The sequence below is a fragment of the Zunongwangia atlantica 22II14-10F7 genome (genome assembly GCF_002094855.1).
In the GTDB taxonomy this organism is placed as follows: domain Bacteria; phylum Bacteroidota; class Bacteroidia; order Flavobacteriales; family Flavobacteriaceae; genus Zunongwangia; species Zunongwangia atlantica.
This window is the reverse complement of record NZ_ARYN01000001.1, coordinates 81,691-95,612: the sequence shown is the minus strand read 5'-3', so window position 1 is coordinate 95,612 and position 13,922 is coordinate 81,691. Positions and strand designations below refer to the sequence as shown.

Genomic DNA, 13,922 nt, shown 5'->3' with positions numbered 1-13,922 from the left:
ATTAAACGTTGTTTTTATATGTTCCAAAAATTCTTAATTGCTCGGTCATCATTCCCAAAACTTCCATCGCTTTAGAAAATCGCTCGTAATCATCGAAAGTGATATCGATAAAAAAGCTGTATTTCCAGGGAGTTTCAATAATTGGCATACTTTGGATCTTCGTCATGTTTAGATCAAAATCGCGCATAATATTTAATACTGAAACTAAACTCCCGGTGCGACTTTCTAACTCAAATTTCAAAGAAGCTTTATCGATCTTCTCCCCGTTTGGTTCTTTTTTAGTTTTACTGATGATCAAAAATCGAGTAGAATTACTCTTTTTTGTATGAATATCTGAAGCCAGAATATCCAATCCAAAAATTGAAGCCGCCGCAGTACTCGCTACAGCCGCTACATGCTTAGATTGTTTTTCTGAAATTCTTCTGGCAACCTCGGCAGTATCTGTATCTTCAATTAATTTAATATTGGGATATTTTTTGAAGAATTCTTTACACTGCAATAAAGCCATGGGATGCGAATATACTTTTTTGATCTGGTCAATCTGCTGACCTTTTAACGCCATCATATTCATTGCAATTGGGATATAATGTTCACCAACCACATGCAGATCATTCTCGTCGATCAATGCATAATTAGGAAGAATAGAGCCTGCGATAGAATTTTCGATCGCCATAACAGCTTCCTGGGTTTCCCCGGCAACAAGGCTTCTTACCAGTTCCTGGAAAGACATACATTCCAAAATCTCAACATCTTCACTATAATATTGCTGAGCAACCAAATGATGGAAAGATCCCTGAATTCCCTGTATTCCTATGACTTTTTTCATTCAAAAATTGATGTAAAAAAAAAGTCCCGATTTTTAGATCGAGACTTTTATATAATATTGTTTGCTTAATTACATACCATTCCCGATCTCTACTCCTTAAAAAAGAAATAAAAATAAAAAAATGCGTTCCAAGTAATTAAGTTTTTCATTTGTTCTTTGTTACGCTGACTAAAGTATAATTATATTTTAATATGAAAAACCATTTTTTATTTTTTTTTCACATCATTTAATTTTTTACGAATCTTTTTATATTTCAGTTTTTTCAGAAGAAATTTTGCAGCAAAGCCATTCTTAAAAAGCCTGTTTTTAAATAATAAATACTAATGCTGAAAAATAAGTTTTTCAATATCACCAGCTTATCATCTAAAATCTACTTTTGCAACGCCAATTTTATGCTTACTTTTGACCTAAAGCTTCTAATATGTCGATTTCAGTAGAAAAAATATCAAAATTCTATGGGGAACAAAAAGCCCTAAACCAAATTTCATTTTCTATTGAAAAAGGTGAAATTGTAGGTTTTCTTGGCCCTAACGGTGCCGGAAAATCAACTTTAATGAAAATCTTAACCGGTTATCTTAAACCTTCTGAAGGAAATGCCAGTGTAAATGGTTTCGAGATCGATAAGCAATTACACGATCTACAAAAAAGTATTGGCTACCTGCCAGAACACAATCCTTTATATACAGAAATGTATGTTAGGGAATATCTGGCGTTTAATGCTAAAGTCTACGGAATTAAGAAAGATCGTATAGAAGAGGTGATTAAATTAACCAATCTTACTCCTGAAGCCAACAAAAAGATCGATCAGCTTTCTAAAGGTTATCGCCAACGTGTTGGTTTGGCCGCAGCTTTATTACACGATCCACAGGTGTTGATCTTGGATGAACCTACCACCGGATTGGACCCTAACCAACTTGTAGAAATTCGTAGTCTAATTAAGAATATCGCCAAAAACAAGACAATTTTCCTTTCTACTCATATTATGCAGGAAGTTGAAGCACTTTGTGATCGCGTAATCATTATAAATCATGGCGAAATTATCACCAACCAGAAATTAACCGATCTTCGTAAAGGACAAGAACAAATTATTGAAGTAGAATTTGATTATCGTATCGAAATGGTAGCGCTGCAAAAGCTTCCACATCTAAAAAATGTAAAAAACCCTGCAGGTTTTGTGTATGAGCTTACTTTTGCCACAACCGAAGATATGCGTCCGGCTGTTTTTGACTTTGCTCATGACAACGGACTAAAAACCCTTCAACTAAATCAAAAATCTAAAAATCTGGAAAGTTTGTTTACTGAATTAACTCAGCAATCTAAAGATTAATATTCGACGTTTTTCACGATAATTTTTGGAACAACAGAAGTCGATTTTATACAAAAAAAGCCTCATATTTTATCGAATATGAGGCTTTAGCAATCTTCCTTTTTCAGTATTAATTATGCTATTTCTTTTCTGAAAGTTTTAAAATATCACCAAAAACACCACGCGCAGTTACCGCGGCACCGGCACCGGCACCCTGGATCACAATTGGGCGATCCCCGTAAGATTCGGTATAGATTTCAAAGATAGAATCGGCTCCTTTTACCTGCCCCAAACTGCTATCATCTGGCACAGAAACCAAAGCAACTTCCAATTCCCCTTTGTCCTGCTGTAAATCTCCAGATAAATCACCAATATATCGCAATACGTGATTTGGCTTTTGCTCTTCTTTTACTTTTTGATAAGTAGCGTCTAATTCTTCTAATCTCGACACAAATGTTTTCGCATCACCGCCACGTAAATCTTCAGGAACAAGATTTTTAATTTTAACGTCGTTAAATTCATTCTGAAGATCAAGTTCTCTAGCCAAAATCAATAATTTTCGGCCAACATCATTTCCATTTAGGTCTTCACGAGGGTCTGGCTCGGTAAATCCTTTGTCGATCGCCTCTTTTAAAACACTACTAAACGTGCGATCTTCCGCAGAAAAAGTATTGAACAAATAACTTAAAGTTCCTGAAAACACACCCCGAATCCTGGTAATATTTTCTCCGGAAAGGTGTAAAATTCTTATCGTATCGATTAGCGGTAAACCGGCACCAACATTGGTTTCATATAAATATTGTTTCTGGTTTTTCTCTAAATTCTCACGCAATTCCTTATAAAAATCGAAACCTAAAGTATTCGCAATTTTATTGGAAGACACCAAATCGAAACCATGATCTACCAGTTTATTATAATTCTGAACAAAAGCTTCGCTCGCCGTATTATCTACCGCGATCAGGTTTTCTAAATGGAATAATTTCGCATATTTAATTACCTCATCGATCGAGGCTTCCTGCTGCGCTTCTTCTAATTGTGTTTTCCACTCTGAGCCAATTCCGGTGGCATGAAGCAATAACTTTCTGGAATTTGAAACCGCAAAAATATTCAGTTTTACTTTTTTACGCTCTTCAATAGTTGCTGCTGAATCTAAGATCTGATTGATCAAAGTACCACCAACCGTTCCGTGGCCAAAAATCGCAATATTGATCTTTTTACAAATCTCAAAGATCTCACCGTGAATTACATTTAGGGCTTTATTCAGCTGTGATTTTTTCACCACCAAACTCACATTTTTCCCGGTCACAGTATTATTAAAAAGCAAAGGAACGATCTGGTTTCTAATCAGCGCATCGTAAGGTTTATGGAATGTACTTAGATCCTGCCCAACGATCGAAATCACCGAAACATCATCTACTACCGAAATTTTATTCACATCTTTGGAATAAAAATCGCTCTCAAATTCACGCTCTAAAGCTTTTACCGCACGCACTGCATTTTCAGCATCTACCACCAAACCAATTCCACGTTCCGAAGAACCCTGCGAAATAATACTCACACTTATTTGGGCATCACCAAGCGCACGGAAAACCCTTGCATCTACACCAGATTTCCCCAGTAAACCACGACCTTCTAAATTCAGCAATGCCGTATGTTCTAAAACCGAAAGGGACTTCATTCCTTCTTTATTCGGTTTCGCTGTGATCAAAGTTCCCTGATTGTCGTTATTAAAAGTATTCAGGATTCTAAGCGGAATATTTTTCTCGATTAGCGGAATAATAGTTTTGGCGTGTAAGATCGTTGCTCCAAAATTCGCAAGCTCATTAGCTTCGTTGTATGAAAGCTGGTCGATTCGCTGTGCACTCGGCACCAAATCTGGATTCGCTGTATAAATTCCGTCTACATGGGTATAATTCTGCAACTCTTCAGCATCCAGGTAATTTGCGATTAACGAAGCGGTGTAATTACTACCGTTCCTCCCTAAAGTAGTGGTTTCATTTTTAGCGTTCGAGCCAATAAAACCGGTAACGATATTCACTGTTTTGCCATTAAATTCTTGAAAATGCTCAAGAACATTCTCTTTTGAAAGTGCATCCAATGGCTGGGCATTTCCAAAAATATCATCGGTTTTAATCAATTTACGCGTATCGGTAAAATTGGCTTTGTAACCGCGTTGTTTTAGAATTTCTGTGATCAATTTAGCCGACATTAATTCGCCCTGAGAAAGTAACTGATCTTTAATTTTCGCGCTGTAATCGCCAAGCAAACGAACACCTTCCAGTAGTTTTTCGATATTTTTAAATTCTTCTGAAAAATCTACAAAATCATATTCTGAGATCTGGTAGGCTTTAAATTTCTCGAAAGCCGAAGCAAAATCTTCGTTCTCTGATGCTTTTTCCAATAAATTTTCAAGCTGATCTGTGGTTTTTCCTCTTGCTGAAACCACTACCGCAATACGTTCTTCATTTTTGATCTTTTCTTCAATAATTTCTAAAACCGTATTGATACCTTCTCCGTTGGCTAAAGATTTTCCGCCAAACTTTACTACTTTCATTTTATTTGCTTTTTGAAAAATGCCTGCAATTATATTTTCCAGTTGTTTAAATTCGATTAAAAATGCATCGTGACCGTGTAACGAATGGATTTCGCCATAAGTCACTTTATTGCTATTTTGCGCCAGCTGTTTGTAAGTTTCCCTGTTTTCTTCCGCAGTAAAAAAGAGATCTGAATCTACCCCAATAATGCAGATATTTGCATTGATACTTTCTAAAACTTTATCCAGCTCTGGCCTACCACGAGAAACATCGATCGTTTTTAAAAGCTGATTCATTAATTTATACGCACCCACCTGAAATCTTTCCTGAAGTTTTGCGCCGTGGTGCAACAACCAGCTTTCTACATTAAAAACCTGAAGTTCTTCGTTTTGGGTTCTTTTAAAACGGGATTTAAAAGACTCGGGCGTACGGTAACACAACATGGCGTGCATACGCGCATCGTGCACCGGATTTTTAGAATTATTTAAAAACAGCTCCTGAATCTGGCAATTAGCGATAAGCCAGTCGGTCGATTTCCAATCGGTTGCTACTGTGATTAAATTATCAGTAATCTCCGGACTTAAAGCTGCCATTTCCCACGCGATTCCGCCTCCAAGCGAACCACCAACCAGTGCAAAAAGATGCTCGATTTTTAATGAATCTAAGCCTAGAAGAAAGATCCTGGCGATATCTCTTGCTACAAAATCTTTATAGTTTTCAATTAGAATTCCGTCGTAACCATTCCCAGGCACATTAAAAGCCAGAATGGTATATTTATCAGTATCGATACATTTTTCTGACCCTACAACATCTTTCCACCAACCGGTTTCTCCGGCAACTTCAGAGTTTCCCGTAAGTGCATGATTTATCATCACGATAGGCGCCGAATGTAATGGCTGGCCGAACACGTGATACGACAATGTAATATCCTGCGTAGCGCCACTTAATGTGGTAAAATCCTTAAGTTGTAATTGTAATAAATCTTGTTTCAACTTTTCTCTTTTTAAACTTTTGAAAGTTTAAAACCGACTGAAAACAGCAAAAACCCTTTGATGGGTGCGCGCTTCGTTATGATCAAGAAAAGTTTGTGAGAATAATTCGATGAAGAATCTATCTGTTATCTATCCGGAAATCGGTAGAACGTAGCACCTTCTTTGTTGGCAAAGGGTTGCTAAGGCTTCAGCGGGTCTATTCCCTCGGCCTTTCTTGATAACAATCAGTAAGTTTCTGAACTTTGTGAGCACAAATTACGGTAATAATTTGCGATCGACCAACATTTTTCTGTGTTTAGTTTTTAGTTTACGGTTAACGGTTTACAAATAGTTTTAAGTTTCGAGCTATTAGATCTTATGCGCTCTTCAATTATTAGATAAGCATATAAGCATATTTTTTGTCATTTCGAGCGAGGTACGAGTCGAGAAATCTATTCAGATAGAAATAAAAGATTTCTCCATTACGCTGCACTCCAGTCGAAATGACAAACGATAAAAACCTTTGAATCTTCAATTCAAAATTCAACATTTAAAATTCAAAATAATTTAAATATCGTTCAAACTTCAAAAGTCTAAAATCTAAATTCTAACAGCGCAGCGGTCTAAAAATTAAAAAACTGCTTCAGCGATTTGCTTGATGTTTGAACTTTTTCCCATTGAATAAAAATGCAGAACCGGTACACCGGCTGCTTTTAATTCTTTGGTTTGCTCGATCGCCCATTCAATTCCTACCTGGCGGACTTCCTTATTATTTTTACAAGCTTCAACGCTTTCTATTAATGCCTGCGGAAGATCGATACTAAATACATGTGGCAACAGCTGCAAATGTTTTTTAACCGCTATCGGTTTGATTCCCGGAATAATCGGTACATTAATCCCCATTTCTTTTGCCTTTTCTACAAACTCGAAATACGCCTGATTATTAAAGAACATCTGCGTTACCACGTAATCTGCTCCCGCATCAACCTTTGCTTTTAGCTTTTTAAGATCGGTTTCTAAAGAAGGCGACTCTAAATGTTTTTCAGGATATCCGGCAACACCAATACAGAAATCAGGATGATTTTCAGAATCGATAACTTCATTCAAATATTTTCCTTTAGAAAGATCACGAATCTGGCCAACCAGTTCATTAGCGTAAATATGCCCACCTTTTGTTGGTTCAAAATAACGCTGATGTTTCATCGCGTCACCACGCAAAGCCATCACATTTTCGATTCCCAAATAATGACAATCTACCAACACATACTCGGTTTCCTCTTTCGTAAAACCGCCACACAATACATGCGGAATCGTATCTACATCGTACTTTTGTTTGATTGCAGCACAAATTCCAACCGTTCCCGGGCGCATTCTGGTAATTTTACGTTCTAATAATCCGTCGTCGCGTTTAATGTAAATATGCTCTTCCCGTGAAGTGGTCACATCTATAAACGGCGGATTAAATTCCATTAAAGGATCGATATTATCATATAATTCCTGAATATTCTTCCCTTTTTGTGGCGGAACGATCTCGAACGAAAACAAGGTTTTCCCTTTTGCTTTCTCTATATGCTCGGTTACTTTCATTGTCTTAAGCTACTAATTGCTGATAGCTGTTGGCTGTCAGCTTATTTTTAATCTGCAATATTTGGATTAAGCCATTTTTCGGCTTTTTTATATTCTATTCCTTTACGTTCGGCAAAATCTTTTACCTGGTCTTCTTTTATCTTTCCTAAACCAAAGTATTTTGCTTCAGGGTTGGCAAAATAATAACCACTTACGCTGGCTGCCGGCCACATGGCCAAACTCTCCGTAAGTTTTACACCAATACGCTCTTCTACCTTCAGCAATTCCCAAATCGTAAGTTTCTCTAAATGATCTGGGCAGGCAGGGTAACCCGGTGCCGGGCGAATTCCTTTATAACTTTCTTTGATCAACTCTTCATTGCTCAAACTTTCTTCGGAAGCATAACCCCAATCCTCTTTTCTGATTTTCTCATGAAGATATTCAGCAAAAGCTTCCGCAAAACGATCGGCCAAGGCTTTGATCATAATCGAATTATAATCATCGAGATTTTTCTCAAATTCTGCGGCTAATTCCTGTGTTCCAAAACCTGTGGTTACACAAAAACAGCCCATATAATCCTGAATTTCGGTTTCCTTTGGTGCGATAAAATCAGATAAAGCGAAATTAGGCTTCCCGCCATGCTTTTTTAATTGCTGGCGCAGCGTCCTAAAAATGATGGTTTTTTCTTCGGAATTTTCATCGAATTTCACCTCAATATCATCACTATTGATGGTATTTGCTTCAAATAGACCAAAAATTGCTTTCGCTTTTAGCAGTTTTTCATCTAAAATACGCTTCAGTAATACCTGAGCATCTGCAAATAACGATCTTGCCTGTTCTCCAACCACTTCATCTTCTAAAATCTTAGGATATCGGCCGTGTAAATCCCAACTTCTAAAAAACGGACTCCAATCTATATAATCTAAGAGTTTATCTAATTCAAAATCCTCTAAAACCTGGATTCCAAGCTTATTTGGCTTGCTAATATTCGATGTTTTCCAATCGATTTTAAAATTATTCTCACGCGCTTCTTCAATAGAAAGAAAGCTTTTCACCTTGCTTCGTTTCCCAAAATTATTTCTGAATACTTCATACTCAGATTTGAGGTTTTCAATATAAGTTTTTCGGGTTCGTTTATTCAGTAGATCACCAACAACAGTCACCGCTCGCGATGCATCGTTAACATGCGCTACGGCGTGCATATATTGTGGATCGATCTTAACTGCCGTATGTGCTTTCGAAGTTGTGGCTCCACCAATTAATAAGGGAACCGAAAATTCCTGTCGTTGCATTTCTTTAGCTAGAAAAACCATTTCATCTAAAGATGGCGTGATCAAACCACTTAATCCAATAGCATCAACATTCTCAGCTTTTGCAGTTTCAATGATCTTTTCAGGCGGAACCATAACTCCAAGATCGACGATCTCGTAATTATTACACCCTAAAACAACGCTTACAATATTTTTACCAATATCGTGAACGTCCCCTTTTACGGTAGCCATCAATACTTTTCCGGCAGTTTCACGTTTACCGGATTTATCTTCTTCAATATAAGGCAATAAATAAGCAACGGCTTTTTTCATTACTCGTGCCGATTTTACCACCTGCGGAAGAAACATTTTTCCGCTTCCGAAGAGATCACCAACCACATTCATCCCAGTCATTAAATGACCTTCGATAACTTCGATAGGTTTTTCTGAAGCCAGTCTCGCTTCCTCTACATCTTCGATCACATAAGCATCAATTCCTTTTACCAGCGCATGAGTTATACGGCTTTGCAAAGATTCTTCTCTCCAGCTAAGATCGACTTTACTGGTTTTAGCCGATCCTTTTACGGTTTCAGCAAAATCCAACAAACGCTCGGTTGCATCGTCACGACGATCTAAGATCACATCTTCTACATGTTCTAAAAGATCCTTCGGGATTTCATCGTAAACCTCTAATAAAGCCGGATTCACGATTCCCATATTCATTCCCGCCTTGATCGCATGATAAAGAAACACCGAATGCATAGCTTCTCTTACCGGGTTATTACCACGGAAAGAAAAACTCACGTTACTCACCCCACCACTCACACTACAATGCGGTAAATTCTCTTTTACCCAGCGCGTAGCTTCGATAAAATCTATGGCATTTTTACGATGCTCGTCCATCCCGGTTCCTACCGGAAAAATATTGAGATCGAAAATGATATCCTCTGGCGCAAATTTCACTTCATCTACCAGAATATCGTAAGAACGCTTTGCAATTTCTATTCGGCGTTCATAATTATCGGCCTGCCCAACTTCATCAAAAGCCATTACGATAACAGCAGCGCCATAACGTTTTATCTTTTTTGCATGATCGATAAATTGTTCTTCACCTTCTTTTAGCGAGATCGAATTCACCACACATTTTCCCTGCACCACCTGCAAACCAGCTTCGATAATCTCCCATTTAGAGCTATCGATCATAATAGGCACACGAGCGATATCGGGTTCAGCAACAATAAGGTTCAGAAATCTAACCATGGCTTCTTTACCATCGATCAAACCATCGTCCATATTAATATCGATGATCTGCGCCCCGCCATCTACCTGATCACGAGCAATATCGAGTGCTTCATCAAACTTTTCTTCTTTTACCAATCGAAGAAATTTTCGAGAACCCGCAACATTGGTACGCTCACCAACATTTACAAAATTGCTATCTGGAGTAATTATAAGAGGCTCCAGACCCGACAATTGTAAAGGCCTGTATTCTTTTTTTGCTGAAGTGTTATTTGCTAAATTACTGTCTAATTCTTCCATTTTAGGCCGAAGCTTTTTTATGTTGAAGACTTTTTATCGGTCGTGGTTTGTATTCTTTTGCAATATCTGCAATTGCTTTTATATGATCTGGTGTTGTACCACAGCAACCACCAAGAATATTAACCAAACTTTTATCTAAATATTCGCGTGTTTGCTTTGCCATTTCTGAAGGTGATTCATCATACTCACCAAAAGCATTTGGTAAACCTGCATTAGGATAAGCTGAAACTCCGTATTGCGTTTTATAGCTCAATACCTCTAAATGTGGCGTTAATTGCTTGGCACCCAGCGCACAATTAAAACCAATACTCATAAGTGGAATATGGGAAACTGAAATCAAGAAAGCTTCTGCTGTTTGCCCAGATAAAGTTCTACCCGAAGCATCGGTAATTGTACCGCTTACCATCACCGGAATATCCAGATCTAATTCTTCTTTAAGTTCATCGATAGCGAAAAGTGCTGCTTTTGCATTCAACGTATCAAAAACAGTTTCTACGAGAAGAATATCCACTCCGCCTCTTATCAAAGCTCTTGCCTGCTGTTTGTAAGCAATTCGAAGTTCATCAAAAGAAATTGCACGAAATCCGGGATCATTTACATCTGGAGACATGCTCGCCGTTTTGTTGGTAGGACCCATTGCACCTGCCACAAATTTTGGCTTCTTTGGATTTGCTTCAGTAAGTTCTATCGCAACTTGCTTGGCGATTTTGGCCGACTCGTAATTTAATTCATCTACGAGTTCTTCCATCTTATAATCTGCCATTGCAATCGTAGTTCCAGAAAATGTATTGGTTTCTACAATATCGGCACCAGCTTCAAAGTATTTTTTATGAACTGCGGCAATTGCTTCTGGTTGGGTGATCGAAAGCAGATCATTGTTTCCCTGAACAGAAACCGGCCAGTCTTTAAAACGATCTCCACGGAAATCTTCTTCAGTAAATTTATATTCCTGAAGCATGGTTCCCATTGCACCATCGAGAATCAATATTTTTTCAGCTAATAATTCTTCTAATTTCGACATGTTATGCTATTCTATTGGCTATCAAAAAAGAAGATAAAGGAAAGTCTGTTTGTTATCTATCTACGTAAATCACGTAGTAGAAGGTAGCACCTTCTCCCTAAAACCCTTTTGGTTGAGGAGGGTTGCTAAGGCTTCACAGGGTCTAATCCCTCAACCTTTCTTGATAACGCTAATAAATTTATGAACTGAGCCCGCTAATATACGGCGATCTATTATAATGACAAGAGAATGAGTAAAAATCTTGATGATATCACTCATTCTCGGCTTTAAATTGATATTCTCTTATTTTACAGCTTCTCCGTTTACATTTACTTCGTAGGAGATTTCAGCTGCTTTTTCTAACATTTTTGCTACTGAACAATATTTATCCATTGAAAGTTCTACTGCACGTAAAGCTTTTTGTGGTGTCAAATCGCCTTTCAGCATAAAGTTTAAATGTATTTTCTTGAAAACATTAGGCACAGCACCATCTTCTCTAAAACCATCAACTTCTACCTGAAGATCTTCTAATTCTATTTTTTGCTTTTTAAGGATCATGACAACATCTATACTACTACAACCTGCAATTCCTCTAAGCAACAAATCCATAGGACTACCTCCCTGCGGATTTTCTTCAGATTTATTATCTAAATGAACAATATCACCACGTTCATTTTTAGTCTCAAAGTGATAGGCATCATTAAGCCTTTTTAGAAAGATTTTCATCTATTTTAATTTTGATTCAAATATACGAAACGTGTTATGATTCTTTTGTAACCTTTGCTACTTTGAAGCTTTTTATAAAAAACGTCATTTCTGTTTAATGAAATGACGTTTTTTATAAATGAGATTTAGATTTCTCCGTTTCGCTACGCTACATCTGCCTGCCGAAGAGGCAGGGTCGAAATGACAATAACATCAAATTTTCAAATTGATTAAAGCTTCAGCTTTCAGTTTAAAAATCATTCAACATTCAGCATTTAAAATTCAACATTATAATTTTTGACTCCTGATTCTTGCCTCTCTTTTCTATCTTCTAACAGCAAAGCGATCTCAAATCTAATTACCCGATACTCTGCACTACTTCTTTTTTGGCTTCTTTTTTAGATCCGTCAAATCCTTCTACTCCACCTACCGTAGTATATTTAAGTACGTATTTTTTATCTGGGAAAATTCTCGCATAAGCACTTTGGCACATAATTGCTGCTTCGTGGAAACCAGATAAGATCAATTTTAATTTTCCTTTATATGTATTTACATCTCCAATCGCATAAACTCCAGGAATATTGGTTGCATAATCGTAAGAATTGTCAACTTTAATGGCATTCTTTTCGATCTCTAAGCCCCAATTTCCAATAGGACCTAATTTTGGAGATAAGCCAAACAATGGTATAAAATGATCTACTTCTCTTAATTCTTCACCTCGCGCTTCATCTTTATGACGAATTACTACCTGCTCTAAATCATTTTCTCCTTTAAGGCCAACAACTTCAGCATTGGTAATCATTTCGATTTTACCAAGTTTCGATAATTCAGACACCTTTTCTACAGAATCTAAAGCTCCTCTAAACTCTTTTCTTCTATGAACTAGGGCTACCTCTTCAGCAACATCGGCTAGATAAATTGCCCAATCTAAAGCTGAGTCTCCACCACCAGCGATCACTACTTTTTTACCACGATAAACTTCTGGATCTTTAATAAAGTATTCTACTCCTTTATCTTCGTAATCTGCAATATTCTGGATAGGCGGCTTTCGAGGCTCAAAAGAACCTAAACCTCCTGCAATAGCTACTACCGGAGCATGGTGTTTTGTTCCTTTGTTAGTAGTCACGATAAATGTACCATCCTCTAACTTTTCTAAAGTTTCTGCACGTTCACCTAAAGTAAATCCTGGTTCAAAAGGTTTTATTTGTTCCATCAGATTATTCACAAGATCACCAGCATTGATTTCTGGGAAAGCCGGAATATCGTAAATTGGTTTCTTAGGATAAATTTCTGAACATTGCCCACCTGGCTGTGGTAAGGCATCTATTAAATGTGTTTTTAATTTTAATAATCCCGCTTCAAAAACGGTAAATAATCCTGTGGGGCCTGCTCCTATAATTAGGATATCTGTTTTAATCATTTCTATCTTTCTTTACTATTAAGGATTCGGTTATTGTATTTAATTGTTCCACCTTGGCTTCAAAATCGCCTTTGATGGTTTTTCGATATTCATTAAGATTTTCGACCATTTTATTTACATCTTCCGGAATCACCTCTTCGAAAAACTGACGTAAACGCTTGGCCGTTGTTGGCGATTTCCCATTGGTAGAAATCGCAATTTTCACGTTGCCTTTATTTACAATTCCGCCCATATAGAAATCACATAACTCGGGCGTATCTGCAATATTTGCAAGCAAATACCGCTTTTTAGCATGCTTGTGCACTCTTTTATTAAGTTTTGCATCATTGGTTGCAGCTACTACAACGTGTCGTCTTTTAAGAAATTTTCTTTTATACCTGCTTTTGATCAATTTAACACCATGTTTTTTAGCAAGGGCTTCAGTTTCTGGCGCGAACCATTTGGCTACGACCTCAACATTGGCATTAGGACTCGACTTCAATAAAAAATGAAGTTTTTCATGCCCAACATTACCTCCACCTACAACAAGGATGTTTAAGTTATTTACTTTTAGAAAAACAGGATATAATTCGTTTCTTGCTTGCATATTTTTTTAGCTATTAGCTCAAAGCTTCAGCAATTAGACCTCAGCGGAAATAAAACTAGTTCTCAGTTTACGGTTTACAGTTTGCAGTTCTTTTTAAAAAAATTCAATATTCAAGATTTAAAATTCCTTAGAATATGATCTAGGTTCTATTTTATTGATTTTTATAATTTAATTACAACTTAAAATAGTTCACAGTTTACAGAATTAATTACAGAACAC

The 13,922-nt window shown here is 37.1% G+C and carries 9 protein-coding genes and 2 riboswitches; of the genes, 1 reads left to right on the top strand and 8 read right to left on the bottom strand.

Annotated elements, in window-relative coordinates; translation table 11 throughout:
• Window position 1 precedes the first annotated feature (1 nt).
• Window positions 2-826, bottom strand: coding sequence for a prephenate dehydratase (locus IIF7_RS00370; protein ID WP_084839726.1), 825 nt, complete (start codon window positions 824-826; stop codon window positions 2-4).
• 421 nt (window positions 827-1,247) lie between these two features.
• Between IIF7_RS00370 and gldA the strand changes: the two genes are divergently transcribed.
• Window positions 1,248-2,153, top strand: coding sequence for a gliding motility-associated ABC transporter ATP-binding subunit GldA (gene gldA / locus IIF7_RS00365; RefSeq protein ID WP_084839725.1), 906 nt, complete (start codon window positions 1,248-1,250; stop codon window positions 2,151-2,153).
• A 118-nt stretch (window positions 2,154-2,271) separates the two neighbouring features.
• On the opposite strand, the gene thrA is transcribed toward gldA, so the two are convergent.
• The 7 genes from thrA to IIF7_RS00330 all read right to left on the bottom strand — a co-directional run bounded on the left by thrA (window position 2,272) and on the right by IIF7_RS00330 (window position 13,703).
• Entirely contained in the window at window positions 2,272-5,658 is a 3,387-nt protein-coding gene (gene thrA, locus IIF7_RS00360) for a bifunctional aspartate kinase/homoserine dehydrogenase I (protein ID WP_084839724.1), read from the bottom strand.
• A gap of 122 nt (window positions 5,659-5,780) precedes the next feature.
• Window positions 5,781-5,882: riboswitch (SAM riboswitch) on the bottom strand.
• 385 nt (window positions 5,883-6,267) lie between these two features.
• Window positions 6,268-7,224 (bottom strand): methylenetetrahydrofolate reductase [NAD(P)H], encoded by a 957-nt coding sequence (metF, locus tag IIF7_RS00355; protein WP_084839723.1) that lies wholly within the window; start codon window positions 7,222-7,224, stop codon window positions 6,268-6,270.
• 47 nt (window positions 7,225-7,271) lie between these two features.
• On the bottom strand, window positions 7,272-9,992 hold the full coding sequence (metH, locus tag IIF7_RS00350; RefSeq protein ID WP_084839722.1) for a methionine synthase: 2,721 nt from the start codon (window positions 9,990-9,992) through the stop codon (window positions 7,272-7,274).
• 1 nt (window position 9,993) lies between these two features.
• The gene (locus IIF7_RS00345; RefSeq protein ID WP_084839721.1) at window positions 9,994-11,013 is read right to left on the bottom strand and encodes a homocysteine S-methyltransferase family protein; all 1,020 of its coding nucleotides are present in this window, start codon (window positions 11,011-11,013) and stop codon (window positions 9,994-9,996) included.
• Window positions 11,014-11,062: 49 nt separating this feature from the next.
• A riboswitch (SAM riboswitch) is annotated at window positions 11,063-11,183 on the bottom strand.
• Window positions 11,184-11,295: 112 nt separating this feature from the next.
• A complete protein-coding gene (locus IIF7_RS00340) occupies window positions 11,296-11,718 on the bottom strand; it encodes an OsmC family protein (protein ID WP_084839720.1) in 423 nt (140 codons plus the stop codon).
• A gap of 337 nt (window positions 11,719-12,055) precedes the next feature.
• The gene (locus IIF7_RS00335; RefSeq protein ID WP_084839719.1) at window positions 12,056-13,117 is read right to left on the bottom strand and encodes an NAD(P)/FAD-dependent oxidoreductase; all 1,062 of its coding nucleotides are present in this window, start codon (window positions 13,115-13,117) and stop codon (window positions 12,056-12,058) included.
• Window positions 13,110-13,703, bottom strand: coding sequence for a precorrin-2 dehydrogenase/sirohydrochlorin ferrochelatase family protein (locus tag IIF7_RS00330; RefSeq protein WP_084839718.1), 594 nt, complete (start codon window positions 13,701-13,703; stop codon window positions 13,110-13,112). The genes IIF7_RS00335 and IIF7_RS00330 overlap by 8 nt, the downstream gene beginning before the upstream one ends.
• Between the last annotated feature and the right edge of the window lie 219 nt (window positions 13,704-13,922).